General features: G+C 71.3%; 22 protein-coding genes and 1 pseudogene. 9 read left to right on the forward strand and 14 right to left on the reverse strand.

What is annotated here, in order from left to right:
* The first annotated feature begins 158 nt into the window (after positions 1 to 158).
* Positions 159 to 2,375: a helix-turn-helix transcriptional regulator gene (locus BZY54_RS21725; protein ID WP_086726938.1), complete on the forward strand. Its 2,217-nt coding sequence runs from the start codon at positions 159 to 161 to the stop codon at positions 2,373 to 2,375.
* 19 nt (positions 2,376 to 2,394) lie between these two features.
* On the opposite strand, the gene BZY54_RS21730 is transcribed toward BZY54_RS21725, so the two are convergent.
* Entirely contained in the window at positions 2,395 to 3,915 is a 1,521-nt protein-coding gene (locus tag BZY54_RS21730) for a 4-hydroxyphenylacetate 3-hydroxylase family protein (protein ID WP_086726939.1), read from the reverse strand.
* 325 nt (positions 3,916 to 4,240) lie between these two features.
* On the opposite strand from BZY54_RS21730, the gene BZY54_RS21735 reads away from it, so the two are divergent.
* Positions 4,241 to 4,993, forward strand: coding sequence for an FAD binding domain-containing protein (locus BZY54_RS21735; protein WP_086726940.1), 753 nt, complete (start codon positions 4,241 to 4,243; stop codon positions 4,991 to 4,993).
* 87 nt (positions 4,994 to 5,080) lie between these two features.
* Here BZY54_RS21735 and BZY54_RS53405 read toward each other — a convergent pair whose 3' ends face one another.
* Positions 5,081 to 5,332 (reverse strand): hypothetical protein, encoded by a 252-nt coding sequence (locus tag BZY54_RS53405; protein WP_086726942.1) that lies wholly within the window; start codon positions 5,330 to 5,332, stop codon positions 5,081 to 5,083.
* Between the two features lie 55 nt (positions 5,333 to 5,387).
* Between BZY54_RS53405 and BZY54_RS53410 the strand changes: the two genes are divergently transcribed.
* Entirely contained in the window at positions 5,388 to 5,549 is a 162-nt protein-coding gene (locus tag BZY54_RS53410) for a hypothetical protein (protein ID WP_341868697.1), read from the forward strand.
* 250 nt (positions 5,550 to 5,799) lie between these two features.
* On the opposite strand, the gene BZY54_RS21745 is transcribed toward BZY54_RS53410, so the two are convergent.
* Both BZY54_RS21745 and BZY54_RS21750 read right to left on the reverse strand, forming a co-directional pair.
* On the reverse strand, positions 5,800 to 7,533 hold the full coding sequence (locus BZY54_RS21745) for an MFS transporter (RefSeq protein WP_086726944.1): 1,734 nt from the start codon (positions 7,531 to 7,533) through the stop codon (positions 5,800 to 5,802).
* Positions 7,534 to 7,609: 76 nt separating this feature from the next.
* On the reverse strand, positions 7,610 to 8,068 hold the full coding sequence (locus BZY54_RS21750; protein WP_086726946.1) for a MarR family winged helix-turn-helix transcriptional regulator: 459 nt from the start codon (positions 8,066 to 8,068) through the stop codon (positions 7,610 to 7,612).
* A gap of 769 nt (positions 8,069 to 8,837) precedes the next feature.
* On the opposite strand from BZY54_RS21750, the gene BZY54_RS21755 reads away from it, so the two are divergent.
* Positions 8,838 to 9,182: a MerR family transcriptional regulator gene (locus BZY54_RS21755; RefSeq protein WP_086726947.1), complete on the forward strand. Its 345-nt coding sequence runs from the start codon at positions 8,838 to 8,840 to the stop codon at positions 9,180 to 9,182.
* A 421-nt stretch (positions 9,183 to 9,603) separates the two neighbouring features.
* On the opposite strand, the gene BZY54_RS21760 is transcribed toward BZY54_RS21755, so the two are convergent.
* The 4 genes from BZY54_RS21760 to BZY54_RS21775 all read right to left on the reverse strand — a co-directional run bounded on the left by BZY54_RS21760 (position 9,604) and on the right by BZY54_RS21775 (position 13,471).
* Positions 9,604 to 10,218, reverse strand: coding sequence for an ALF repeat-containing protein (locus BZY54_RS21760; protein WP_086726949.1), 615 nt, complete (start codon positions 10,216 to 10,218; stop codon positions 9,604 to 9,606).
* A 522-nt stretch (positions 10,219 to 10,740) separates the two neighbouring features.
* Positions 10,741 to 11,829: a MerR family transcriptional regulator gene (locus BZY54_RS21765; protein WP_208640721.1), complete on the reverse strand. Its 1,089-nt coding sequence runs from the start codon at positions 11,827 to 11,829 to the stop codon at positions 10,741 to 10,743.
* Positions 11,830 to 11,978: 149 nt separating this feature from the next.
* The gene (locus BZY54_RS21770) at positions 11,979 to 12,665 is read right to left on the reverse strand and encodes an MOSC domain-containing protein (RefSeq protein WP_086726953.1); all 687 of its coding nucleotides are present in this window, start codon (positions 12,663 to 12,665) and stop codon (positions 11,979 to 11,981) included.
* Positions 12,666 to 12,850: 185 nt separating this feature from the next.
* Positions 12,851 to 13,471, reverse strand: a complete 621-nt coding sequence (locus BZY54_RS21775) for an MFS transporter (RefSeq protein ID WP_086726967.1) — start codon at positions 13,469 to 13,471, stop codon at positions 12,851 to 12,853.
* 4 nt (positions 13,472 to 13,475) lie between these two features.
* Between BZY54_RS21775 and BZY54_RS21780 the strand changes: the two are divergent.
* A pseudogene (locus BZY54_RS21780) lies at positions 13,476 to 13,706 on the forward strand (winged helix-turn-helix transcriptional regulator); the annotation flags it as partial.
* A 168-nt stretch (positions 13,707 to 13,874) separates the two neighbouring features.
* Here the strand turns inward: BZY54_RS21780 and BZY54_RS21785 are convergent.
* Entirely contained in the window at positions 13,875 to 14,762 is an 888-nt protein-coding gene (locus tag BZY54_RS21785; RefSeq protein WP_086726955.1) for an HTD2 family dehydratase, read from the reverse strand.
* Between the two features lie 255 nt (positions 14,763 to 15,017).
* Positions 15,018 to 15,968 carry a LysR family transcriptional regulator gene (locus BZY54_RS21790; protein ID WP_086726956.1) on the reverse strand — a complete coding sequence of 317 codons (951 nt, stop codon included), beginning with the start codon at positions 15,966 to 15,968 and terminating at the stop codon, positions 15,018 to 15,020.
* Between the two features lie 315 nt (positions 15,969 to 16,283).
* Here BZY54_RS21790 and BZY54_RS21795 point away from each other — a divergent pair, with 315 nt between their 5' ends.
* The 4 genes from BZY54_RS21795 to BZY54_RS21810 all read left to right on the forward strand — a co-directional run bounded on the left by BZY54_RS21795 (position 16,284) and on the right by BZY54_RS21810 (position 22,262).
* A complete protein-coding gene (locus tag BZY54_RS21795) occupies positions 16,284 to 17,468 on the forward strand; it encodes a CaiB/BaiF CoA transferase family protein (RefSeq protein WP_086726958.1) in 1,185 nt (394 codons plus the stop codon).
* A gap of 91 nt (positions 17,469 to 17,559) precedes the next feature.
* A complete protein-coding gene (locus BZY54_RS21800) occupies positions 17,560 to 18,726 on the forward strand; it encodes an acyl-CoA dehydrogenase family protein (protein ID WP_086726959.1) in 1,167 nt (388 codons plus the stop codon).
* Positions 18,727 to 18,850: 124 nt separating this feature from the next.
* Complete coding sequence (locus tag BZY54_RS21805; RefSeq protein ID WP_086726961.1) at positions 18,851 to 19,642, forward strand: enoyl-CoA hydratase/isomerase family protein; 792 nt, start codon at positions 18,851 to 18,853, stop codon at positions 19,640 to 19,642.
* 247 nt (positions 19,643 to 19,889) lie between these two features.
* Positions 19,890 to 22,262, forward strand: a complete 2,373-nt coding sequence (locus BZY54_RS21810) for a SpoIIE family protein phosphatase (RefSeq protein WP_244217273.1) — start codon at positions 19,890 to 19,892, stop codon at positions 22,260 to 22,262.
* 225 nt (positions 22,263 to 22,487) lie between these two features.
* Here BZY54_RS21810 and BZY54_RS21815 read toward each other — a convergent pair whose 3' ends face one another.
* From BZY54_RS21815 to BZY54_RS21830, 4 genes are all read right to left on the reverse strand, one after another.
* Complete coding sequence (locus tag BZY54_RS21815) at positions 22,488 to 24,260, reverse strand: acetyl/propionyl/methylcrotonyl-CoA carboxylase subunit alpha (RefSeq protein WP_086726970.1); 1,773 nt, start codon at positions 24,258 to 24,260, stop codon at positions 22,488 to 22,490.
* Positions 24,257 to 24,721 carry a cobalamin B12-binding domain-containing protein gene (locus BZY54_RS21820; RefSeq protein WP_086726962.1) on the reverse strand — a complete coding sequence of 155 codons (465 nt, stop codon included), beginning with the start codon at positions 24,719 to 24,721 and terminating at the stop codon, positions 24,257 to 24,259. The genes BZY54_RS21815 and BZY54_RS21820 overlap by 4 nt, the downstream gene beginning before the upstream one ends.
* Before the next feature lie 23 nt (positions 24,722 to 24,744).
* Positions 24,745 to 24,942, reverse strand: a complete 198-nt coding sequence (locus tag BZY54_RS21825) for an acyl-CoA carboxylase subunit epsilon (protein WP_086726964.1) — start codon at positions 24,940 to 24,942, stop codon at positions 24,745 to 24,747.
* Between the two features lie 20 nt (positions 24,943 to 24,962).
* On the reverse strand, positions 24,963 to 26,519 hold a 1,557-nt coding region (locus BZY54_RS21830), incomplete at its 5' end, for an acyl-CoA carboxylase subunit beta (RefSeq protein WP_086726966.1).

Here is a 26,519-nt window from a genome sequence, read left to right on the forward strand (position 1 = left end):
AGATCTTCATGAGCCTTCTAGACCTGGTGGCGGCGGCCAGAAGGAGGCCACTGCGCGGCCCGTGACCCGCCCGCCGCCGCCCCCGATGCCCGGCTCCCGCGAGGGGAGCCAGGGCCGTCGGGGGCTCCGCTCGTCCCTACGACTCCGCGGAGGATGCCATGACCAGCTCCGTGCCGGCCTTCAAGCTGCGGCCTCCGGCCCAGCCCCCGCACCTGCTGACACGCCCGCGTCTGCTGCGTCGGCTTGACGCGGCGACCGAGCCCGTGGTGGTGGTCTCCGCGCCGGCCGGTGCCGGAAAGACGGTGCTCCTGACCGAGTGGTCGCAGGGCCCGGCGGCTCGCGGAGAGTGCGCCTGGCTCAGCCTGGACTCGTACGACAACGCGCCCGGCCGGCTCTGGGCCGGCATCCTGCGCGCCTTGCGTCGCGTACGGCCGACACTGCCGGGCCGTCCCGACGACGACTGGACGCCCGAGGCATGGCTGGAGGAGATCCTGCCGGGCTTCTTGGCCGGACTCGGCGGAGAGCGGCCGCTCACGCTGATCCTCGACGGGCTGGAGTCCGTCACGGACGCCGACGCGGTCCGCAGCCTGGCGGACTTCCTGACCAGGCTTCCCCGGGGCTTCCGTATCGTCCTGTCGACCCGGCACGTTCCCGGAACGCCCCTTCCGGCCCTGCGCGCCCGGGGTCTGACCGCCGAACTCGACCAGCACGACCTGGCCTTCACCCCCGAGGAGGCCCGGGCGGTGCTCACCGGTCTCCTCGGATCCGCTCCGACCGCGCAGACGTCGAGCGCGCTGTACGAGGCCACCGGGGGATGGGCAGCGGGGCTGTGCATCATGGGGCGGGCCCTCACCCGTTCGGCGACCGAGGCCGGCCCGGAAGGGAACCCGGCCCGCGGCAGGCAGGCGGTCGCCGAGTATCTGGCCACCGAGGTGCTCCACCGGCTCACCACCGAGCAGCGCGAGTTCCTGCTGCGGACCAGTGTGCTCGACGAGCTGAGCGCCGGAGCCTGCCAGGCACTCGCCGGGAACCGGGCGGGCGCACTGCTGCGTGAACTCGCGCGGACCGTGCAACTGCTCGTCCCCGTCGCCGCCGATCCGTCGGCGTACCGGCATCACCCGGCTCTGTCTCCGCTGCTGTCCGACCTCCTGATGTCCGAAGGGACGGACACCGTCGCGTCCCTGCACCGGTCGGCGGCTCGGTGGTACTCCCGGCAGGGGCAGACGACCGCCGCCGTACGGCACTGGGCGCTGAGCGGCGACGAGGCCGCGGCCGCCGCGTCGATACTCGACGGCTGGGAGGAGGCCGTCTCGGCGGGCCGTGGTGCGGAGGTCTCGCACTGGCTGGACCTCCTGCCGCCTCGCACCGTCGCCGCCGACGCCAGGCTGTGCGTCGTGGCGGCGATGGCGGCTCTCTCGGGCGGCGCCCCGGAGACGGCCCGGCGCTGGCTGGACGTCGCCCGGCTCAGACAGACCGGACCGGAGACGGTCGGCGAAGGCAGCACGGTGTCCGATGCGGCAGCCGTCGCACAGGCCGTGGCCTGCTGTCTGGAGGGGGAGGTCGTGACCGCCGACCGGCTCGCCGAATCCGCCGTCGCCGGCACCATGCCGTTGAGCTTCTGGCGCGCCCTGGCCTGTACGGCCCGCGGCGCCGCCCTGCTGTGGGCCGGCCGGTACGCCGAGGCGGAGGCGGTGCTCGACGAGGCGACCCGTGACGCGCATGCCGCCGGGCACGGCCTGGCACTCGTCCGCGCTCTGGGGCTGCGGGCGGTGTGCGCGCTTCTGGCCGGACGGCGCGAACGCGCACGGGCTCTGAGCGACGAGGCCTTCGGGGCGGCCGCGACGGCCCGCCTGGGCGGGCACTTCGTCGCCGTGTCCGCCCACATCGGCCGGGCCGGCCTGCTCATCGAAGAGGGAGACACCGATGGGGCCGAACGGGTTCTGGCCGGTGCGGAGGTGCTGCTTTCGGGTTCGACCCAGGCCGGGAGCGAGCCCCACGTACGCGCCTTGTGCCACTTCACGCGGGCGCGACTCGAGAGCGCGCGGCACAACACGGACGCGGCCCGAGAGGCCCGCGAGGCGGCCGAGCGCGCGGCGGCCCGGTGCGAGTCGCCCGGGGTGCTGGCACTCCTGCTCGCCCGGCCGGGTCAGGCCTCGGCCGTGACGCCTTCGGCGCCGGGCCCCCAGGACCTCTCGCCGCGGGAGCGCCGGGTGCTCCGCGCCCTCTGCGGCCCGCTGACGCTGCGTGAGATCGCCGCCGAGCTCTACGTCTCCCACAACACCGTCAAGACACAGGTACGGGCGATCTTCCGCAAGCTCGGCGCGCACGACAGGAGCGCAGCCGTCGCAAGGGCCCGGGAGTGCGGCGTGCTCTGATCCGGGCCCAAGCACCTCGCTACGACGCGTCCTGGCGCCGGGCGTAGTCCGCCTGGGCCCGGTACGCGGTCTCCTCGGCCCCCTCGCCGCTCACGCTGTCGATGCCGCAGACCTGGCGCGCGAGGTCGGCCATGCTGCCGCCCGGGGACATCTCGGCGCGCTTCATGGTGAGGCTGCGGATGGCCAGCAGGGGCGTGCCGTTGAAGTTCTCGAAGGTGCTGATGCGGTCGCCCCAGTCGGACAGGAACATGTCGCGGATCACTCGGCTGATCTTCAGCCGGTCGTGCGGCCTGCCGACCGGACCGGTCTGCAGCGCCTGAAGCCACGGCCGCAGTTCGGGCTGCTGCCACTGGCCCTCGGTGGGGTAGATCAGCGCGGCGCGACCGGACAGGTCGACGAGTTCGTGGACCATGTCGGTGATGTGCTCGATGTAGTACGCCCGTCCGAAGTCGAACATCAGGACATTCGGCTTGTAGATGCCGCCGGGAGTGAAGAACCCTTCGTCCTCCGAAGCGATCACATGCGCCTTGAGCGTCTGGTGGAAGCCGGCGAACCGGGCGATCCGGGCCTGGACCGGCGGCAGCTGGTAGGTGCCGATGTGCTCGGTGATCAGCAGCGCAAGGCCGAGCATCAGCTCGGCCTTGACCATGGCCCGCACCAGCGAGTGGTAGTGCAGCCAGTCGAAGACGCGCTGCGGGTACAGCGACGCGTGCTGGGGGTTACCGATGTGGAAGACGCGGTTCCAGGGGATGAGCACGTCCTCGAACACGATGATGCTGTCCAGCTCGTCACCCCGCGCGGCGAGCGGGTGCTCCACCTCCTCGCCGTCGCGGACGTTGCTCTCCCGGCAGATGATGGTGACCCCGGGGGTGTTGGGCCGCACCGCTCCGTAGATGATCTGCTCCGGGATGATGCCGGGGCGGTAGAAGACGCCGATGTGGATCCAGTCCCCGAAGGCCGCGCCGGTGCTGATCGCCTTCACACCCCGCACGGTGATGCCCTCGTCCGAGGTGCCGACCACCCGCAGGGCGGGGGACTCGGCCTGGGCGGAATCACGCGAGCGGTCCGCCTGCGGGTCGACGAAGGCCGGCGTCGCGTTGAGGTCGCCGTCGCGCACCTCGTTCCAGAAGTCCAGGATGCCCTCGGTGAGGTCCCTGCCGTCGGTCCCGACGGACTGGCTGCTCCAGGGCTCCGGGTCGTCGACGTAGGTCAGCAGGACGTAGTTGTTGACGTCCGGTGTGCGCGGGATCGCCCCGCCGTCGAGTTCCCGCTGCACCGTCTCCAGGTAGCGCCGCTTGCGCAGCAGGTCCTCCTTGGAGTGGTGCCGGAACCATGTCATGGACCGCCTGACGCCCTCCTCGTCCACGAACGTCATGACGTCCTGAAGGTCCGGGCGGTGGTGCAGGTCGTAGAAGTCCGCGATGCTCCGGGCGTACGCCCTGGTCCGGGGGTGGGTGGCCACGTCGTCGACGAGCTCGTCACCCACCCACACCCTGCGGCCGTCGTTCAGCGCCGCCAGGTATTCCTTGCCTGTACGCACGTCAAGCTCCTCTCCGGGGCAAGAGATCTGGGTGCTCGGAGCATGTGTCGTGGTGGGGTGAGACGATGGTGCGGAACCTCCCTTCACCCGGGTGAAAGCGCCGGTCACAGGGGAGGCGACCGCCGGTCGCACGGAAGCGGAGCCCCCTCGACCGGACACCGCCGACCGGGAGGCCGGCAGGAGCGGCCCGCGGCGGCGCACGGCACCCTCGCGTGAGCCCTGTACGCGCCCCCGCCCGTGCGGCGAGGATGCGCGGTGTCGGCGGGCACGGGGTCCAGGGAGCGCCCGTCCACCGCCAGCTTCCGAGGAAGGCAGGTCGGTCGAGGTGCTGTTGCGTCTGCCCACGTCCGTGTCCGAAGCGCAGGAGTGCCTCGCCGAGGGGGCCGTCCCGATCGGCGGGGCGACACTCGTGTGGGCCACCTGGCAGCGGGACGGCTTCCCCGAACAGGCCATGTCCCTGCGCGATCTGCCGGAGGCCAACGTCATGGGGCCGGGGGCGCTGGGCGCCGCGGTGGTGCTCGACCGCATCGACGACCGCACATCGGAGGTGCTCCGCGGGGCGGCCGGCACGGTGGGGACCGGGGCCGTGCGCCGTACGGCGACGGTCGGCGGCAATATCGTCGGCAGCACGCTGCGCTGCCTGCTGCCCGCGGCCCTCGTCCTCGACGCCCGCGCGACGGTGCTGGAGTCCGACGGGGCCCGCGAGACCGACCTGGCCGAGGTGCTGGCCAAACGTCCCGTACTGCTCGGCCTGCACTGGCGCGAGCCGGTCGCCAGCGCCTACCGGAAACTGCCGGGTGAAGCGGGCGGACCGCCGCCGCTCGTCGTCGCCACCGCACTGCACGCCGACGGCAGCGGACACCACCGCCTCCGTGCCGCCGTCCGCGACGGCTACGACGTGCTCAGCGACAGCGTCCTGTGCGAAAGCGCCACCGACGGCGGCACCCGGACCGGCGCCGAGACCGCACAGGTCCTCGACACGCTGCGGAGCACCGCCCTCGGCGGCCTTCCCGCCGCCGCGTGGAAGGTCCTCGGTCGACAGGTCACCGAGCTCCTCAGCCGCCCCGTCGGCCACTGAGGAGCCGGTCGGCGGACTCCCGGACTCGCAGACTCCGGTGAGGGCATCGCCCGCCACGCGCCCGTTGCCCCGCGTGCCGAGCCGTCGTCAGCAGACGGCCGGGGGCAGCGCGCCGTCGTCTCCCCGGACGGTCACTTCCGCTGTGCCGTCGCGGCCCTCCGTGTACGCCGCCGTACACACCACCTGGCGCACCGCGCTCGCATCGAGCCGCCGCACCGCGAGGGGCAGGCGCAGCGCCACCCCGTGGCCGGACCCTTCCACCTCCACGGGCCCGTGGAACGGCGGCAGTTCCGTGTGCAGCCCGGCCGCGCTCTCGTGCGGCTCCGGGCCGGCGAACACACCATGGAACGCCGCCTACGTCGGCCGGGCCAGCAGGAGCCACGGCTGCATCGGCATGAGCGAGGCCGACGCCCGGTGGCTCTGCGACAACGCCCGCATCGGCGACCCGTTCGAGGTCACGGGGTCGGAGACCGAGGGCACCGTGGCCGTGAACAACGGTCTGGGGGACTGGAACCTCGGCTGGGACGACTGGCGCGCCCGCAGCGCCCTGCGCTGACGCCCGGCGCCGCCCCGGCGACTTTGGGCCGACGACTTTGGGCCGGCGGGGGATGCCCGGTGCTTCAGGAGGCGGCTTCGTCCTTGCGGAGTCCGCGGCCCGTCGAGCTGTTCGTCGGTGACCTTCCTGGCGACCCGGGCGGTGAGTTCGCCGCCGAGCTGGGGCCCACCCCGAACAGCGAAACGGTCCGACGCGCGCGGGCCACGGCACAGGATCCGTGCCGTGGCCCGCGCGTGCGTCGTGAGGTGGTTCAGGCGGTGCTGCCGCGCAGCTCCGCCAGGGCGGCCGCGGTCAGCTGCCGGGGCGTGTGATCGGCGTCGACGAGGACGACCGTGCAGTGCGCGGAGTGGGTGAGGGCGGTGGTCAGGCTGCCGTCGGCGAACTGTGCGAGGGGGCCGCGCGGCGAGCGGCCGACCGCGATGGTCCGGGCGCCCACGTGATCGGCGTGCTGGGCCAGGGCCCGGCCGGCGGCGGCGTGGTCGCCGACGCTGGTGAGGATCTGTCCGGTGGCGACGACGCCGTGGGCGGCGAGCCGGTCCAGGTGCGCGGTGACGGCGGCCCGGGCCTGGTCGGCGGTCTCGGTTTCGGCGGCCTGCTCCTCGACCACGGCCGTCTGCTGGACATGGACGACCTCCAGCGGGCTGCCGGTGTCGCGAGCCAGGCGGGCCGCCGCGTCGACGATGGCGGCGGCCTTGTCGTGGGCGCCGACGGCGACGATGACGGGAGGCAGGTCGCTCGCGACCGGGGAGCCGACCGTGGTGAACGACGGCGTCACGGGCTCACTCTCCTCGGTGTGCGTCTCGGCCCGGCGGAGCAGCCGGTGGCCGCTGGCGAGCACCGGGATGGCGAGGAGGAAGGTGGCGGCACCCAGGTAGAAGGGGACGCTGAGGTCGGTGGCGTCGGCGAGCTTGCCGGCCACGTAGGGCGCCAGGCCACCGCCGATGAAGCGCAGGAAGCCGTAGGCGGAGGAGGCCACGGGGCGCTCGACCGGGGAGACGAGCATGACGGCCTGGGTGGTGAGCGTGTTGTTGATGCCGATGAAGGCGCCGCTGACGATGACCGCCACGATGACCACGGTGGGGGTGCTGACGCCGGCGGCGATGACCGCCATCACGATGCCGAGGCCGAGGAGGTTGGCGTAGAGGACCGGGGCGGTGCCGTAGCGAGCCTGCAGGCGCGGGGCGAAGAAGACGCTGAAGGCGGCCACCAGCAGGCCCCAGCCGGTGAAGACGAGCCCGAGTTGGTGGGCGCTCAGCTTCATGGGGTAGGGGGCGTAGCCGAGCATGGTGAAGAAGCCCCAGTTGTACAGCAGGGCCATGATGCCCATGGTGAGCAGACCGCGGTGGCGCAGCGCCTTGAGCGGGGCGATGGGAGAGGTGGGGCGCTTCGGCCTGGGCAGGGACGGCACGAAGGCGAGGGTGGCGACCAGGGCGATGGCCATGAGCACGGCGACGCCGAAGAACGGGCCGCGCCAGCTGACGGCGCCCAACTCGCCGCCCAGCAGCGGGCCCACGGCGATGCCGAGGCCGAGCGCGGTCTCGTAGAGGATGATCGCGCCGCCGAAGCCGCCGCTGGCGGAGGCGACGATCACGGCCAGGGAGGTGGCGATGAACAGGGCGTTGCCCAGCCCCCATCCGGCGCGGAAGCCGACGATGCCGTTGATGGAGTCCGTGCTTCCCGCCAGGGCGGCGAAGACGACGATGACGGCAAGACCTATGACAAGAGTGCGCTTGGCGCCGAAGCGACTGGAGAACCAGCCGACGAACAGCATCGCGACGGCGGTGACGATCAGGTAGCTGCTGAACAGCAGGGAGACCTGGCTAGGTGAGGCGTGCAGGCTCTCGGCCAGGGCGGGCAGGATCGGGTCGACGAGTCCGATGCCCATGAACGAGATCACGCAGGCGAACGCGACGGCCCAGACGGCCTTCGGCTGCCTGAACGGGCTGGCAGTCTTTCCATGTGGTGCTCCGTGCGGTGCACTCATTACCGCTTCTCTCCAGTCGTTTCGGTCGATCGGTCGTGCCGCGGTGGTGGGGGACGGTGATCTCGGCGGGGCGGGCTCAGGAACGCGTCCGGTGGTTCTGGATCGCGCGGGCCAGTGCGGGGAGCGCGATCCCCACCGCGCTCTGCTCCGGTCCGGACAGTTCCTCGACCACCTCCTGCAGGGCCCGGGCACGCTCGGCCCGCCGCTGCCTGAACACCTCCAAGCCGGTGTCGGTGGCCTCCACCAGCACCCCCCGGCCGTCGGTGTGATCGGCGGTGCGCCGTACCAGCCCCGCACGCTCCAGGCGGGTGACGAGCTGGGTCATGTTGGGCTGGGAGACGTTCTCGGCCCGGGCCAGTTCGGTCAGTCGCTGCGGTCCTTCGCGGCCCAGCCGGCCGAGCGCGGACGAGGCCGCCGTGCTCAGTCCGCCGGCGGTGGCGCTGTGGCGCACGTACCGGACCAGCTGCTCCACCGCGATCATCAGGTCCTCGGACGGCGCATCCTGGGGGACAGGGTCCATAACCCGCTTATGCATAGCCGCATTATGCATGTACGTGTACGGTGCAGCAAAGCCCTTTGGGTGGGACGGACGCACAGCATTTCCGCGAAGTCCGGGCGGCACACGCGTGCATGACGTCCGCAGTGAGGCTGTCGGTGTCGTTCACGCTGGCGGGCGGAAGCGTCGGGAGCTCGCCGGCCGTACGGCGGGCGAGGTCCGCGAGCGCCGCCGGTTTTACGGCGCGGCAGGTCGGCGGGCGGCTCGCTCGGTTTCTCGTGCTCGACGGCCATGAGCGGGTGTCCCCACTGAGTCGGATTCAACTCAGGACAGCGCTCTTTCGTATGTATGTGCGATAGAAGGCAGTGGGTCGCCTTTGAAGAAAACCTGTCGTGGCGATGGTAGACATTGGTTCGTCGCGGGGTTACTCTCTTGTTCGTACCCAGGAAGTCGAAGAGGGTACGGCAGACACGAAACTGCCGTACAGCACGTCAAGCAGTAAACGGCCCCACGGGGTCGAGAGCAGTACCCGTGGTATCAGCAGTACGACCGAGTAACCGAAGGTAAGGAGCAGAACGCCATCAGGATCGCCCGGGCGAGGAAGCAGTCCGCCCGGGTACCGCAAGGCCTCGGATTGGAAGGTGGTCCCCGGTCACGCATTCGCGATCCCCGCAGCCCCGCCCTCCCAGGCGGAACCTGTGGACACAGAAGGCCGGCGCAGTCTGCCGGTAGATGGTGTGGAAAGCTCGGGGCCCGGGTGCCAGTACGGCACCCGGGCCCCCCGACGCGTCCCTGAAAGAAGAGGTCTATGCCCCCTCGCAGTACCCGCTCCGTCGCCCCTCTCGACGACGACGACTACCCCGCCTACACCATGGGCCGGGCCGCCGAGATGCTCGGCACCACCCCCGCTTTCCTCCGCGCCCTCGGCGAACACCGCCTGATCACCCCGCTGCGCTCCGAAGGCGGCCACCGCCGCTACTCCCGCTATCAGCTGCGCATCGCCGCCCGCGCCCGCGAACTCGTCGACCAGGGCACCCCCATCGAGGCCGCCTGCCGCATCATCATCCTCGAAGACCAACTCGAAGAAGCCCAGCGCCTCAACGAGCAACTGCGGGCCCAAGGCGGCGAGCCGCAACCGAAGACCACAGCCTGAGCAGCGCCGGCTGAACACCGACCGTCAGTGAACGAGGCCGCCGTCTGGTGTCGGCCTGCGGCTGAGGAGCCTCCGTCCTCCTGGCAAGGACATGGTCCGCATCGTCACACGGAGACCCGCCTTGTGCTCCGCATCGACCGCGACCCCAACCACCAGTCCCCAGGGAGACGTTCGACGACCGCTACTCCTCAAGGTCGGCGGTGAGCGGCTGGAACTCGCCCACCCCGGGCCGAACCGCCTGCCGGACAGCATGTTCATCCAGCCCCCGGCGAACAAGCTCTCATGGTCCCCGCCCGCAGGCCGACGGCCGGCACGCCGGTGGACAGACCCAGGATCGCACCGCATCGGGCCGTAGGCGTGGACATCGTCCGGTGTCACGTGGCGCAACCGCACTGACTCCTGCCGGTTCCACCGGCGATGGTCAGGCGTCCACCTCGTACTGGCCGTGCTCCACGAAGTACCGCAACGCCTCCGGCGTGTCAGTCTCGAGGGCCTGCTCCGCCGCCGTGCGGAGCGCGCCGCTGATGGTCGGATCGGCGAGGATACGGAAGACGGCGACACGGTCGTCCTCGGCCTGGGCGAGGCGGTAGCCGGTCTCCAGGAATGCGCGCAGGGCCTCGGGAGTGCCGTTGTCCAGGGCTTCGGTGGCCTCCCTGATGACCGCCTTGTCATTGTTCTCTTGAGCGGTGGCGAGGATACGGAAGACGGCGACGCGGTCGTCCTCGGCCTGGGCTGTCCAGCGCCCTGTCTTGAGGAAGTACCGCTGGTCCTCGATGGTGCCGTCCATGGCCGCCTGTGCGGCGGCGGCGACGGCCTTGCCTGTGGCGGGGTCGGCGATGATGCGCATGATCGCGACCCGGACGTCGTCGTCGGACATCTCGTCCACCGCGGTGGTCGAGCCGTCCGTGTCCGACACCGCCGCCACGCTCGTGGGCGAGGTGCCGGTCGCATCAGCGGCGACGGCGGGAGCGGCGAGCAGAAGCGCCGGCGTCAGAGCAGTGGCCGCGACGGTCAGGGCAGCGCGGGTCAGTCTCACCTGTGAACCTTCCTTGCGAATGTCGAGAACGGGGACTTCACACAGAACCGGAGATGACGCACGGGCTCTGGACCGATACTGCCGCCGTCAGGAAACAGCGGCACACAGTCCGCCTCACTGGAGCCCTTTGCCTCATCCACACGTTGGGAGATCTTCGCCGAGTCCGCGCCGGAGATCATTGCCAGAACCAGGCAATCTTCAGGGCTTCTTCTTGCCGCCCAGGTGAGGCCCGCCCTCGGAAACCCGTGCGTCCTGGCCCCCCTTGTCTGTGGCATGGTGACTTGGAGCTGTCCGGTCGATCATGTGCGGAGCCGCATGACCCGTGCGGCAGCGGTGGCCGTAACAAGGTGGACGTAGGGCGCTCCGGGGTGTCTTGATGCGGCTGATGGGCGGACCGGGCGGTCCATGCCCGACCTGTACGGCGACGACCTTCGAGCGCGCCATCGAGGCCATGGACCGCCGCGGCGACATCTGCTGGTCTCGGCGGGTCAGCTCCTTTGCGGCGTTCTCGTGCACGATGGTTCAGGCCACGAGCAGGCGGAGGCCGAGCTCTGCCGCGTCGAGGGCGACGAGGTCGCGGTTGCGCTCGGCCCACCGGCCCGAGCAGAGGTCGTCGCGGAGGCTGTTCACTGCCCGCTGCTCGGCCTCCGGCCCGACTCTGGTCCATACCGATACCGCGCGGCGAACATGCTCGTCCAGGTAGGCCTCGGGCCGGCGCCAGTAGGCCTCGAAGAAGCCGTCAGCGCAGTCCCACGGGATGAGCACCGGCTCCGCGCGGCCCCCGATCGCGCCGGCCAGGTCGGCCAGTGAAGGCCAGTCGACGAGAAGGTCAGCGAATTCAGGCAGGTAGTCGCGGGTGAGCCAGAACCGCTCACGTCGGCCGGTGTCACTGGCGTCGTAGGTGAACACCACCACGCGCCGGGCCACCCGCCGCATCTCGCGCAGCCCTGCGATCGGGTCCTGCCAGTGATGAACGGTGCTGAAGGCCATCGCGGCGTCGAAGGACTGGTCCTCGAACGGAAGGCTCTCCGCATTGGCGGCCACGCACGGCGCCGCGCCCGTGGGACGCAGCGCCCGCATGATCGCTGACGGTTCCACCGCGGTCACGTCGCGGTCGGGGGGCTCGTAGGAGCCGGTCCCGGCCCCGACGTTCAGTACCGTCTGTGCGTCCCCCAGCGCATCCCAGACCCTCGCGGCGATCCGCGGCTCGGTGCGCCGTGTCGCGGGGTAAGCGGACCCGATGGCTTCGTACAACTGCGCGCCGAACACTTTCAGTTGTTCCACCGGCGTCGTCCTGATCCCCATTGCCCGTGCCTCCAGTTCCCTGTCTATGGCCGTCACCATGGCAGCGGCGCGATCGCGCTGGTCCAGCAGCAGGCCGCGCAGCCGGCGCAGGTGCGCGACCGCGTCGGTTGTCGGGTCGTCGACCAGATCCGCGATCTCGCGCAAGCCGAAGCCCAGCCGCCGGTAGGCGAGCACCTCCCGCAGTCGCTCCACGTCGCCCGCCGAGTAGGCCCGGTACCCGGCCGCGGTCCGCGCAGACGGCTGCACGAGGCCGATCTCGTCATAGTGATGCAGCGTGCGGACGCTCACACCGGCCAGTTCGGCCACACGTCCCACGGTCAGGTGCTCCTCCACGCCACCGACAATGCGGCATCACGCCACGTGAGGGTCAAGCGCTTTGCTCCTGGCACCGTGAGTTCGGGGTCGAGACGCAACGTCTCACCGCCCGAACCTGCTCAACGCTGCGTATGGGGCGTTCAGTCGAGCCAGCGCGCCCTGTCCCCGACACGGACATGGCCCGGTGTCTCGACCGCCGCGTACACACCGAGGGTGTTGCCCAGCTCGCGGGCGACCCAGCGCAGCACAGAGCGGTCGTGCGGGACGGTCGGAGTCTCCTTGGTGATCATCACGCAGCGGTCGCAGCCCTCGGTGAAGCGCAACCGCAGCGAGCCGATGGCCATCCGGCGGCCGAACCAGTCGTGTTCGGGGTATCCGCTCGCCTGGTCGCCGGGCACGTCGTCGAGCACCAGGTTGGGCCGGAACCGGCTGGCGTCCAGCGCGCTGTCCGGCAGTGCCGATCCGAGGCTGCGCAGGGCCGTCGTCGTCATGACGTGGAGTGCGGCGTGCGGCGGGTGCGGCGGCCGGTGCTCGACCAGCGTGACCTTGGCCCGGACCGCGGCACTGAGCCGGTCGGCGGCGTCAGGCGCATCGGAGCGGAACCGTCGTCCGTCCGGCAGGATCAGCTCCGCCAGGCCCGGTCCGACGGCGACCGCCCGCAGCCGCATGAGCGCCGGAATCGCACCCGCCCAGGTGACCTCATCGCGCTCGTCGTGGACGGCGACGTCCCGGTCCCCCTCGATCCCCAGCGCGCCGACCGTGGCGGCGGTCAGCCGCTCACCGCCCACGGACTTCACGGGATACCGCCATATCTGGTCGATCCGCATCCATTGCCCCCTTCGTCCCGGCGGTCCAGCGACCGCAGCCGACGGCTGCCGCATGTTGTTGTTCCATCGTCGTCCGTGAGTGCGCGACGAGGAGGCTGCTACGGCCGGAACGCACGGTGTTGGGCGTCGATCGCTCGCCCGGGGGCCTTGGCCTGGCCACCCGGAGTTCAACCAGTAGGGCCTGATCAGGAGACCGAGGCGTCCTGTTCGGAAGGGGCACCGCCTCGCTGTTCTGCGCCTGTGGACGGTGTGGCCTTGAGTAGGCCGGCGCCGATGATCAAGGCGGTCAGGGCGAACCCGGCGGCGGCCAGGAAGGCCACGTGGTAGCCGCCGACCAGCGATTCCGCCTCGGTCTTCCCCGCGGCGCTGAGGCCGTTCGTCCGTGCGCCGGCGAAGGTGCTCAGCGCGGCCAGGCCGATCGCGCCCCCGATCTGCTGGGTGGTGTTGAGCAGTCCGGAGGCGATGCCGGACTCGGCCGGCGTGACAGCGGTCATGCCGAGCCCCATGATGGCCGGCGCGGCCAGGCCGAAGCCCAGCCCCATGACAAGGCCGGCTGGGAGGAAGTCCACCAGGTAGACGCCATTGACGCGGACGAACGACAGCATGACGAACGCCCCGACGATGAGGCCGAGCCCCAGGAGGAGTATCGCGCGGTGGCCGAACCTGGTGAGGAGCCGGGTCGAGAGACCGAGGGAGACTGCCGCGATCACCGCGGCGATGGGCACGAACCCGATGCCGGCCTGCAGCGAGCCGTACCTCAGTACGCGCTGTAGGTAGAGCGTGCCGAAGAACAACAGGCCGAACATGCCGCGGATGCTCACCCTGAACCTGCGCAGACTCGAACGCGACGGGCTGTTGACGAGGACCGTTCATCCCACCGTGCCGCCGAAGGTCGAGTACGGCCTCACTCCCATGGCGCGAGAGCTGTACTCCTACCTCACCGGTCTCGTGGAGTGGGCGGAGCGGCATCGCGGTGCCATCGTCCAGGCGCGAGCCGCTTATGACTCTACGGCAGCGGAGCCGCGAACAGGTCAGCCCTGAGCGCAGCCGGAGCGCTGACGCGCGCGGCTTCCAGCGTCCCACGTGCAGACACGGGGCAGCCGTGCCTCCTCGGCAGTGTCCGCGTCGCACAGCGGGCCGAGGCCGCCGGGGAGCTGGACGGAAGAGCGGCCGAGCGTGAGGAGAAACGGGCGACGTCCTCACCAGGCGTCAGCCGGGCTCGGGCGACGCGGCGAAGGTCACCTCGGCCGTGGCGTGGCGCTGCTCGCGATGCGTGGCGATGCGCAGGGCGGCGTCGCGGTCGGTGGGCGTCCCGCAGGCCAGCAGGCGCTCCCCGGAGAACGCGGGACGCCGCAGCCGGTAGGACACGGACCGCACGAGGCGCGACGGCGCGTTGCGGCGCACCAGTTCCAGCATCGTGAGCACCAGCAGCGGGCCGTGGACGACGAGACCCGGGTAACCCTCCTCACCCCGGGCGTACGGCTCGTCGTAGTGGATGCGGTGCGCGTTCGCGGTCAGGGCGCTGAACCGGAACAGCAGCGTTGGGTCCGGGTGCAGGGGGAGCTGCCAGGCCTCGTCGGAATCCGGTGCGGCGGAGGTGCCGAGGTCCGCCGGATGCCGTCCGGCGCTGCGCCCCGACCGGTAGACGATGTCCTGCTCCTCGACGACACACGTGCGGCCCTGCTGGAGGTATTCGCTGCGTACCGTGACGAAGAGCAGCTCCCCGGTCGATCCCTGCTTGGTCGTCACCGTGCCCACGCTGCTGACGCGTTGGGTGCGCTCGCCGATCCGCAAAGGCTCGGCGACCTCGCAGCGGCCCCCGGCGAACATGCGCTGCCGCTGGGGGACGGGCGGCAGGAAGTGGCCGTGCAGAGGATGCCCGTCGTCCCCCAGGTCCCGTTGGGCGGGCCACTGCAGGAAGTGCAGCCAGTGCCACAGCGGCGGCAGGGGATCGCCGGGCCCGGCGGCCGGTTCCGGCAGGTCCAGCACCGCCGACAGCGCGGCGACAGGGCCGGGGGACACCACGTCCTCCTCCGCGACGGCTCCCGGGTTCCAGGACTCCACGTACGGGCCGAGCCCGCTCCGGGTGATCCGCATGCTTCTCCTCAGTCGGTCGGGCTCCGAACGCCGTGGCCGGCGGGCCGGGTGACGGCACCGTCGACGACCGCCGGGTCCTCATCATGCGCGCCGCTGAGAGGCCCCACGTAATAGAAAGACGTGATGCCCGGATGCTGCCGCGGCATGGTGCCCGTCATGTACGGCCCTGATTCGGGCGGCACGCGGTCGTGGGCATCGGGGCCGTGCGGAGCCGTCGGGAGCGGTCGAAAGCCGAGGGAAGTCGTGGGGCTGCCGTCACGCCCGGCTCGCCGCAGCCCCGTCGTGCAGCTCCGCGGACGGCCACCGCCCCTCGTGCACCGCCGAGTGGATCCGGCGGGTCAGTTCCCTTGCGACGACCTCGACGGCGGGTGTGATCCTGCCCGACCTGGAGGTGCCGAGCACGATCGAGCGCCACACGTCCGGTTCGCACAGCGGCGCTGCGCTCAGCGAGCCGTTCGCGACGTCCTCGGCGATGCCGACACCGGGCAGGATGGTCCAGCCGTGACCGGCCAGCACGAGCTGTTTCTGCACATGCATGGAGTTGGTCTGGACGAGCAGGTTCATCTCCACTCCGGCCTGCGCGGCGGCCGCGTCGATCACCCTGCGCAGTCCGTGGCCGGCCGCCGGCGCCACCAGCGGATGCGACACGGCCTCCTCGAAGGGGACCGGCCGCTCGGCCCGGAGCCCGGCGGAGGGTGGCGCCACCGCCCACAGCTTCTCCCGCACCAGTGGGTCGGCGTTGAGCGACGGTGTGCTGGCGAGGTTGTACAGCAGGGTCAGGTCCAGGTCACCGTCGTCGAGCCACTGCTGCAGGTGTCCGGAGTAGGCGGAGAGGAGGCGGAGATCGATGCCGGGGTGGTCGCGCAGGACGGCCGACGCGAGTGGTTCGGCCAGCAGGTGGCCGGCGCTGTCGAGCAGGCCCACCGTCACGATGCCGGTGACCGCCCGCGGTGTCGGCCGGATCTCCGCGCGGGCCCGCTCCAGCTCGTTCAGGGCGCGGCGGGCCCGCTCGACCATGGTCGTACCGGCGGCCGTGGGCCGCATTCCCTGGCGGGTCCGCTCGAACAGGGCGACGCCCAGCTCGTGCTCCAGGGCGCGGATCTGCCGGGTGACAGCCGGCTGGACCAGGTGCAGGAGCTCCGCCGCCCGTGTGACGCTGCCCGCCTCGGCCACCGTGACGAGCGCCCTGAGCTGCCTGATGTCCACCGTTCCGCCCTCCAGCCAGGCCCACCTGCCACGTCCATCTGCGCCAGGCATCGGGACATCAGCGATCGGTATTTCACCTTGGGCCCCATGAACATTCATGATGACACTGCTGCCGGAACGAGGGAGGTTCCCGGAACGCACCCCGTGCTCCACCGTGGTGCATCGGGCGGCTCGAGGGCGACCGCACACGTCACACGCCCTCGAAGTCGGTGGATCTCCCTTGTGCCCCCGCGCGGGGAGGCCACCGGCGACGACCCTGCGACCGGCGACCAGCAGCGTGGGCCTCACCGGCCCCATGTCCGTGGAGGTCAGAGCATGACCGCACTCCCGCTCTCCGGAGTCACCGTGGTGAGCGTCGAGCAGGCCGTGGCGGCGCCGTTCGCCACCCGCCAGCTCGCCGACCTCGGCGCCCGGGTGATCAAGATCGAGCGGCCCGGGGGCGGCGACTTCGCCCGCCGCTACGACACCACCGTGCACGGTCAGTCCAGCTACTTCGTCTGGCTCAACCGGTCCAAGGAGTCCGTGACCCTGGACCTGAAGGCCGCCTCCGGCCGGGAGGTGCTGGAGGAACTGCTGGCGACGGCGGACGTGTTCGTGCAGAACCTGGCTCCGGGCGCCGCGGCGCGCCTGGGGCTGGACGCCGCGTCCCTCACGCAGCGGCACACCTCGCTGATCCCCTGCACCGTCTCCGGCTACGGCACCAGCGGCCCATGGGCGGACCGCAAGGCCTACGACCTGCTCGTGCAGTGCCAGACCGGCCTGGTCTCGCTGACCGGCACGCCGGAGGAGACCGCCCGGGTCGGGGTGTCGGTCGCCGACATCGCCGCGGGCATGTACGCCTACTCCGGCATTCTGACGGCCCTGTACACGCGGGCGACCACCGGTGTGGCGCGGGCGGTGGAGGTCTCGCTCTTCGAAGCGCTCGCGGAGTGGATGAGCCAGCCCGCGTACTACACACGCCACGGCGGCACACAGCCCCCGCGGATCGGCACGCAGCACGCCACCATCGCGCCCTACGGCGCCTACACGGCGGCCGACGGCAAGCAGGTGCTGTTCTCCATCCAGAACGAGCGGGAGTGGTCGGCGCTGTGCGAACGCGTCCTCGCCCGACCGGAGCTGGTGGACGATCCGCGGTTCGTCACCGGGGCGGACCGGGTCGCCCACCGCGACGAGCTCAACGCGGTCGTCACCGAGCGGTTCCAGCGGTCGGGCGGCGACGAGGTGATGAAGCTGCTGGACGCGGCGGGGATCGCGAACGCCGGGGTCAACGACGTGCGCGCGTTCATCGCGCATCCGGTGCTCGCCGAGCGGAACCGCTGGCACGAGGTGGGCATCCCCGGCGCCGTGGTGCCGGCCCTCCGGCCGCCGGTGGACCTGGCCGGCACCGAACCGCGCATGGACCCCGTGCCCGCCGCCGGCGAGCACACCGAACGGGTTCTGGCCGAACTCGGACTCTCCGCAGCCCGGATCGAGGGACTGCGGGCCGACGGCGTCATCTGACACCGGCTTCCGGCATCTGACACCGGCCTCCGGCACGGAAACCGGCACCGAGAACAGCGCGCTTCGGCACCGAAAGACTGAGGAGCACACCGTGAGCACCCTGGACGCCCTCTGTGACGACGAGCAGTTCGTCGTGAAGACCGTGCGCGACTTCGTCGACAGGGAGGTGAAGCCCGTCGTCCAGGAACTCGAACACTCCAACGCCTACCCCGAGGCCCTGATCGAGCAGATGAAGAAGCTCGGCATCTACGGGCTCGCCATCCCCGAGGAATACGGCGGCAACCCCGTCTCCATGCCGTGCTTCGTCCTGGTCACCGAGGAACTGTCCCGCGGCTGGATGAGCCTGGCGGGAGCCATGGGCGGCCACACCGTGGTCGCCAGGCTGCTGGTGCACTTCGGCACCGAGCAGCAGAAGCGCCGTTACCTGCCGAGGATGGCAACCGGCGCGATGCGCGCCACCATGGCCCTGACCGAGCCCGGCGGCGGCTCCGACCTCCAGGCCATGCGCACCGCCGCCCGCAAGGACGGCGACAGCTACGTCGTCAACGGCTCCAAGACCTGGATCACCAACTCCCGGCGTGCCGGACTGATCGCGCTGATGTGCAAGACCGACCCCGAGGCCGGCCCCGCGCACAAGGGGATCTCGATCCTCCTGGCCGAGCACGGCCCCGGGCTCACGGTCTCCCGCGACCTGCCCAAGCTCGGCTACAAGGGCGTGGAGAGCTGCGAACTGGCCTTCGACGACTACCGCGTGCCGGCCGACGCGCTGCTCGGCGGAGTCGAGGGCAGGGGCTTCGCCCAGATGATGAAGGGCCTGGAGACCGGTCGCCTCCAGGTCGCAGCCCGCGCGCTCGGGGTCGGCCGGGCGGCACTGGAGGACTCGCTCGCCTACGCCCAGGAGCGGCAGTCCTTCGGCAAGCCGATCTGGCAGCACCAGTCGATCGGCAACTACCTGGCGGACATGGCGACTTCACTGACAGCCGCCCGCCAGCTCACCCTGTACGCCGCCCGGGAGGCGGACGCGGGCCGACGCGTGGACATGGAGGCGGGCATGGCCAAGCTCTTCGCCTCCGAGACCGCCATGCAGATCGCCCTCAACGCCGTTCGCATCCACGGTGGTTACGGCTACTCGACCGAGTTCGACGTCGAGCGGTACTTCCGGGACGCACCGCTGATGATCGTCGGCGAAGGCACCAACGAGATCCAGCGGAACGTGATCGCGAGCCAGCTGGTCAAGCGAGGAGGACTCGAAGCATGAGGACCGTCGGCACCGCTGAGCTGATCATCGGCCGGGAGCTCATGCGCCACAGCGGGCATCCCATGGCCGACTGCCGGTGCCACGGCGCCCCGCACGCTCCAGGACACGATCGGAAGGGACAACCATGAGCCGCTACGCACACTTCGCCCACCTGCGTGTGGACGGGCCCGACGAGGCAGGTGTGATCGAGCTGGTGCTCGACGCGCCGAAGCTGAACGCCGTCAGCGAGGCCGCCCACGCGGACCTCGCCGAGATCTGGCGTGTCTTCGACGCCGACCCGGCGGTCAAGGCCGTACTGCTGCGGGGCGAGGGCGAGGGCTTCTCGGCGGGCGGCTCGTTCGACCTGGTCGAGAAGCTGACGAACGACTACGACACCCGGACCCGCACCATGCGAGAGGCCCGCGACCTCGTCTACAACGTCATCGACTGCTCGAAGCCGATCGTCTCGGCCATGCACGGACCGGCCGTCGGAGCCGGGCTGGTGGCCGGTGTGCTCGCCGACGTGTCCGTGGTGAGCAGGACCGCGAAGATCATCGACGGCCACACCCGGCTCGGTGTCGCCGCGGGTGACCACGCGGCCGTGTGCTGGCCGCTGCTGTGCGGCATGGCGAAGGCCAAGTACTACCTGATGACGTGCCGCCCGCTGACCGGCGAGGAGGCGGAGCGCATCGGCCTGGTGTCGCTGTGCGTTGACGAGGCCGACCTGCTGTCCACCGCCCGGGGGATCGCCCACGAACTCGCCCTGGGCGCTGCGTCGGCGATCCGCTGGACCAAGCAGTCGCTGAACAACTGGTACCGGCAGGTCGCCGGCGCCATCTTCGACTCCTCGCTCGCCCTGGAGTTCTACGGCTTCGGCGGCCCCGAGGTGCGCGAGGGACTCGCCTCGCACCGTGAGCACCGCAAGCCCCACTTCTGATCCGGACCTGGAGCACCCGGTGCCGGCCACGGACCACGCCGACGCGTGCAAGACGGTCCGGGGACGGCAACGAGACGTCCGCCCACCTGGACGTACTCGTTCTGCGGGGCGACGTCGCGGCGGCGTCCAGCGACGGCGTGAACCGGTGCACGCGCCCGCGGTGACGGCCTCCGGTCGCCGACCGTGACAGGACGCCACCCGATGCCGAGGTGGGCGCCCACCGCCGTTGTGGACGTACTGTAAGCACGTGTTCTCCTTCGCCGGCATCGCGACGGCCGTGCTCGACGAGCACGGAACGGTGGTGGGCTGGTCCGAGGCGGCCCGCGACCTGCTGGGACGGACCGCCGAAGAGGTCTGCGGGCGCCCGTTCCGGGACCTCGTCGCAGGCGACAGGGCCGGCCCGGCCGCGGACGGGGGAGACAGCGGGCTTCCGGCCGCGGGACGGGCGCTGCTTCGGCGCCGCACCGGCAGCCCGGTCGACACCTTCTTCCGGGTGCTGCGCCTGCGGCCGACGCAGGAGTCCGTCGTGCTCCTGGCGCCCGCCCGGCTGGCGGAGGACTGGGAGCAGGGCGCGAACACCCTGCGTGCCCTGCTCGCCCAGGACCACATCGGGATCAGCCTGCACGACCGGGACATGACCGTCGTACGGAGCAACCTCACCCCCGACGTGCTCGGCGGCACCGCCCCGACCCCGGGCAGTCGGCTGGGCGACGTCTTCTCGCTGCGGGATCCGGAGGCCGACGAGGCCGCGCTGCGCCGGGTACTGCGGACGGGTGTCCCGGTGATCGGCAGGAACCTGCGCGTGCGGCGGCCGCAGGACAGGCAACCGCAGCGGGTCGCGCTGTCGGCCTTCCGGGTGGAGGGCGCCGACGGGGTTCCGGAGGGCGTCGTGGCGCTGTACCTCGACACCATCGCGCTGCAGCGGGCCCGCCGCGAACTGGATCTGCTGCAACTGGCCGCCACTCGGATCGGCGGCTCCCTCGATCCCAGGCGAGCCGCACAGGACCTGGCGGACGTCCTGGTGCCCGCCCTCGGAGACCTGGCGGCCGTCTCGCTCGCCGAGGCCGTGCTGCACGGGGAGGAGCCCCCGAAGACCCGCGGCGGGGCGGACCTGCACCTGCGGCGGGCCGGCGTGGCCTCGGCCGCCGGCCCCTATCCCGACGCTCTGCTCCAGCCCGGCGAGACGGTTCCACCGATGCTGTCGACGGCCGAGCTGTCCGACCTCCTGCACGGCCGGGCCGCCGTCTTCGACCGGGCGACCGTGGCCGCCCTGTTCGACGACCCTGCGCAGCTCGGCCGGTTCATCCCGCACGGCGGGCACTCGGCCATGTGGGCTCCGCTGTTCGCACGCGGCCTGGTCCTCGGCACCGTCGCGGTGTGGCGCACCGAGCAGCCGGACGCGTTCGACGAGCAGGACGTGGACCTGCTCACCGAGATCGCCTCCCGTTCCGCGCTGAACGTCGACAACGCCCGCCGCTACCTGCGCGAACGCCGCTCGGTGCTCGCGTTGCAGCAGCGCCTGCTGCCCCAGCCCACGACCGACAGCCCGGCCGCCGAGACGGCGGGCCTCTACCTGCCCGCCGGAGGCGGGTCCGGCATCAGCGGCGACTGGTACGACGTCGTGCCGCTGCCCTCCTTCCGGGTCGCCCTCGTCGTCGGGGACGTCTCCGGGCACGGGCTGTACGCCACCGCCACGATGGGCCGGCTGCGCACCGCGGTCCGCACGCTCGCCGACCTCGAACTCGATCCCACCGAGCTTCTCACCCACCTCGACGACGGCGTGCAGCAGCTGACCGTGGAGTCGGACACGGAGAGCCCCGTCGGCGCCACCTGTCTCTACGCCGTCTACAACCCGATCACCCGCGAGTGCGCGCTGGCCAGCGCCGGTCACCCGCCCCCGGTCGTGGTCCGGCCCGACGGCACCGTCAAGGTCATCGACGTCTCCCCAGGGCCGCCGCTGGGCGTGGGCGGCATGCCCTTCGAGACGACCGTCGTGGACCTGGAGCCCGGCAGTGTCCTCGCCCTGTACACCGACGGCCTGGTCGAGCGGGAGGACGGCGACGTCGACGGGGCACTGCGCCGGCTGGCGGAGAACCTGGCGGCCTCGTGCGGCCCTGGCCTGCCCCTGGCCGACGCGGGCCGCGCGGTGCTGTCCGGCCTCGGCGACACCCCGCCCCGCGACGACATCGCCCTGCTCCTGGCCCGCACCCGCGCGGTACCGGCGGACGACACGGCGAGCTGGGAGTTCCCCGCGGCCCCGGCCGTCGTGGCCGCCGCCCGCGAGGCCGTCGCCCAGCAGCTCACGGCCTGGGGGCTGGAGGAGCTGGCCTTCACCACGGAGCTGATCGTCAGCGAGCTGGTCACCAACGCCGTCCGCTACGCGGGCGGCCCGATCGGTCTGCGGCTCATCCGCGGCGAGGTGCTGGTCTGCGAGGTCAGCGACCCCAGCAGCACCCAGCCCCGGCTGCGCCGGGCCCGCTGGACGGACGAGGGAGGGCGCGGGCTCTTCCTCGTCGCCCAGCTCAGCGTCCGCTGGGGCAGCCGCTACAGCCGCCGCGGCAAGACCATCTGGTCCGAACAGTCGCTCGTACCGGCAGTCGACTTCGCCCAGCTCGTATGAACGGGACGGACTCCGACGGAGCGGCCGGTACGTCGCTCGGTCGTTCTGGGCGCGGGTGCCTGTGAGGGATTGGCGGGTTTGTGCCATCCCTGGCCTGGATTGCGGTGGGGTGGGTGGTCCGAATCCTGCGGTTGTCGGGCTGTGGGGTGCCGCCGGGAGCCGGTTGTCGGGGAGTGGGGTGCCCCCGGAGCCGGTGTCGGGTCCGGGGGGCTTGGGTGGGGGTGGTCAGTCGGTGATGTCGCAGATGGGGGCGCCGGAGGTGATGGAGGCGCCGACCTGGGCGGTGAGGCCCTTGATGGTGCCGGCTTTGTGGGCGTTGAGGGGTTGTTCCATCTTCATGGCTTCGAGGACGACGATGAGGTCGCCTTCCTTGACTTCCTGGCCGTCTTCGACGGCGATCTTGACGATGGTGCCCTGCATGGGGGAGGCGAGGGTGTCGCCGGAGGCGATGGGGCCGGACTTCTTCGCGGCGCGGCGCTTGGGTTTGGCGCCGGCGGCGAGGCCGGTGCGGGCCAGGGACATGCCCAGGGAGATGGGGAGGGAGACTTCCAGGCGTTTGCCGCCGACCTCGACGACGACGGTCTCGCGGCCGGTGTCCTCGTCCGGTTCGGTGTCGGCGGGGGTGGTGAAGGGCGGGATGTCGTTGGTGAACTCGGTCTCGATCCAGCGGGTGTGGACGGTGAAGGGCTGGTCGGAGCCGGTCAGTTCGGGGGCGAAGGCGGGGTCGGTGACGACCTTGCGGTGGAAGGGGATGGCGGTGGCCATGCCCTCGACCTGGAACTCGTTCAGGGCGCGGGCGGCGCGTTCCAGGGCCTCGGCGCGGGTGCGGCCGGTGATGATGAGTTTGGCGAGGAGGGAGTCCCAGGCGGGGCCGATGACGCTGCCGGCTTCGACGCCGGCGTCGAGGCGGACGCCGGGGCCGGTGGGGGCATCGAAGCGGGTGACGGTGCCGGGGGCGGGCAGGAAGTTGCGGCCGGGGTCTTCGCCGTTGATGCGGAACTCGAAGGAGTGGCCGCGCAGGGGCGGGTCGTCGTAGCCGAGGTGCTCGCCGTCGGCGATGCGGAACATCTCGCGCACCAGGTCGATGCCGGCGACTTCCTCGGTGACGGGGTGTTCGACCTGGAGGCGGGTGTTGACCTCGAGGAAGGAGATGGTGCCGTCCTGGCCGACGAGGAATTCGCAGGTGCCGGCGCCTTCGTAGTGGGCTTCCTTGAGGATGGCCTTGGAGGCGCGGTACAGCTCGGCCAGCTGTGCTTCGGACAGGAAGGGGGCGGGGGCTTCCTCGACGAGTTTTTGGTGGCGGCGCTGCAGGGAGCAGTCGCGGGTGGAGACGACGACGACGTTGCCGTGTTTGTCGGCCAGGCACTGGGTCTCGACGTGGCGGGGGCGGTCGAGGTAGCGCTCGACGAAGCATTCGCCGCGGCCGAAGGCGGCGACGGCTTCGCGGACGGCGGAGTCGTAGAGTTCGGGGACCTCGTCGAGGGTGCGGGCGACCTTCAGGCCGCGGCCGCCGCCGCCGAAGGCGGCCTTGATGGCGATGGGCAGGCCGTGCTGTTCGGCGAAGGCGACGACTTCGTCGGCGCCGGAGACGGGGTCGGGGGTGCCGGCGACGAGGGGGGCGCCGGCGCGTTGGGCGATGTGGCGGGCGGCGACCTTGTCGCCGAGGTCGCGGATGGCCTGTGGGGGCGGGCCGATCCAGATCAGGCCGGCGTCCAGGACGGCCTGGGCGAAGTCGGCGTTCTCGGAGAGGAAGCCGTAGCCGGGGTGGATGGCGTCGGCGCCGGACTCCTTGGCGGCCTTGAGGACCTTGTCGATGTCCAGGTAGCTGGTGGCCGGGGTGTCACCGCCCAGGGCGAACGCCTCATCCGCGGCGCGGACATGCGATGCGTCCCGGTCCGGGTCGGCGTAGACGGCCACGCTCGCGATCCCGGCGTCCCGGCAGGCCCGGGCCACGCGGACAGCGATTTCGCCACGGTTGGCGATGAGCACCTTCGTCAGCATGTCGCCTCCGTCATGTCCGCGAGGGACGCGGTGAGCCGGTCGACGGTTCCGACGATCCCGCGGATGTCCGCGCCCGGGGTGAACACCGCGGCCACACCCATGGCTTCGAGGGCGGTGACGTCGGCGTCCGGGATGATGCCGCCGACCAGGACGCGGACGTCACCCGCGTCCTCCCGCGCCAGCAGCTCGATCACCTTCTCCACGATCGTCAGATGGGCACCCGAGAGGACGGAGAGTCCCAGGACCGGCGCGTCCTCGGCGATGACGGTGGCGACGATCTGTTCCGGGGTCTGGTGCAGGCCCGTGTAGATCACTTCGTAGCCGGCGTCGCGCAGAGCGCGGGCGATGACCTTGGCGCCGCGGTCGTGGCCGTCGAGTCCGGGCTTGGCGATCACCACGCGAGCGCGCGGTGCCGACGCGGAGGCGGCGCCGCGCGCCGCCTCGTGGACGGTGTTCATGGTCTCTCCGATTGTCTTCTCAGTCAGTGGGGGAGTGCGGAGGCGAGCCAGCCGGCCGGACCGTAGGCGTGCGGTGTGCGCAGCAGACGGCGCCGCGAGGTCCAGGCGCTGGTGCGGCGCCGGACCGGGCCGGGACGCGGCGCGCCGGCGACGGTCAGCAGCGCGACCACGGCGGCGAGCTCTTCGGGGGTGGGGTTGCCTCGTATGACTTTGATGGTCATGCCTGCTCCCGGGGGGTGGTTTACAGGGGGATGTTGCCGTGTTTCTTGGGGGGCAGGGTTTCGCGTTTGGTGCGGAGTTGGCGCAGGCCGCGGACGATGTGGGAGCGGGTGTCGGAGGGCATGATGACGGCGTCGATGTAGCCGTGTTCGGCGGCGATGTAGGGGTTGAGGAGGGTGTCCTCGTATTCCTGGATGAGTCGGGTGCGGGTGGTGTCGGGGTCGGTGGCGTCGGCGATGGTGCGGCGGTGGAGGATGTTGACGGCGCCCTGGGCGCCCATGACGGCGATCTGGGCGGTGGGCCAGGCCAGGTTGAGGTCGGCGCCCAGGTGTTTGGAGCCCATGACGTCGTAGGCGCCGCCGAAGGCCTTGCGGGTGATGACGGTGATCAGGGGGACGGTGGCCTCGGCGTAGGCGAAGATCAGTTTGGCGCCGCGGCGGATGATGCCGTCGTGTTCCTGGTCGACGCCGGGCAGGAAGCCGGGGACGTCGACGAAGGTGAGGACGGGGATGTTGAAGGCGTCGCAGGTGCGGACGAAGCGGGCGGCCTTCTCGGAGGCGGTGATGTCCAGGCAGCCGGCGAACTGCATGGGCTGGTTGGCGACGATGCCGACGGGGTGGCCCTCGATGCGGCCGTAGCCGGTGAGGATGTTGGGGGCGTACAGCGGCTGGGTCTCGAAGAACTCGGTGTCGTCCAGGATGTGTTCGATCACCGTGTGCATGTCGTAGGGCTGGTTGGCCGAGTCGGGGACCAGGGTGTCCAGTTCCAGGTCCTCGTCGGTGACGGTCAGGTCGGCCTGCTCGGGGAAGGCGGGGGGCTCGGAGAGGTTGTTGGAGGGCAGGTAGGACAGCAGTTGTTTGACGTAGTCGATGGCGTCTTTTTCGTCGGCGGCCATGTGGTGGGCGACGCCGGAGGCGGAGTTGTGGGTGCGGGCGCCGCCGAGTTCCTCGAAGCCGACGTCCTCGCCGGTGACGGTCTTGATGACGTCGGGGCCGGTGATGAACATGTGGCTGGTCTGGTCGACCATGATGGTGAAGTCGGTGATGGCGGGGGAGTAGACCGCGCCGCCCGCGCAGGGGCCCAGGACCAGGGAGATCTGGGGGATGACGCCGGAGGCGTGGGTGTTGCGGCGGAAGATCTCGCCGTAGGCGCCCAGTGAGGCGACGCCTTCTTGGATGCGGGCGCCGCCGGAGTCGTTGATGCCGATGATCGGGCAGCCGGTCTTCAGGGCGAAGTCCATGACTTTGACGATCTTCTGGCCGTAGACCTCGCCCAGGGCGCCGCCGAAGACGGTGAAGTCCTGGGAGAAGACGGCGACGGGGCGGCCGTCGACGGTGCCGTAGCCGGTGACGACCCCGTCGCCGTAGGGGCGGTTGGTCTCCAGGCCGAAGTTGGTGGAGCGGTGCCGGGCGAACTCGTCCAGTTCCACGAACGAGTCCTCGTCCAGGAGGAGTTCGATCCGTTCACGGGCGGTCAGCTTGCCCTTGGCGTGCTGCTTGGCCACGGCGCGTTCCGAGCCGGCGTGCGTCGCCTCATCGATGCGGCGCTTCAGATCCGCGAGCTTGCCCGCGGTCGTGTG

Origin of the sequence: Streptomyces carpinensis, from assembly GCF_002154505.1 — a bacterium.
In the GTDB taxonomy this organism is placed as follows: domain Bacteria; phylum Actinomycetota; class Actinomycetes; order Streptomycetales; family Streptomycetaceae; genus Streptomyces; species Streptomyces carpinensis.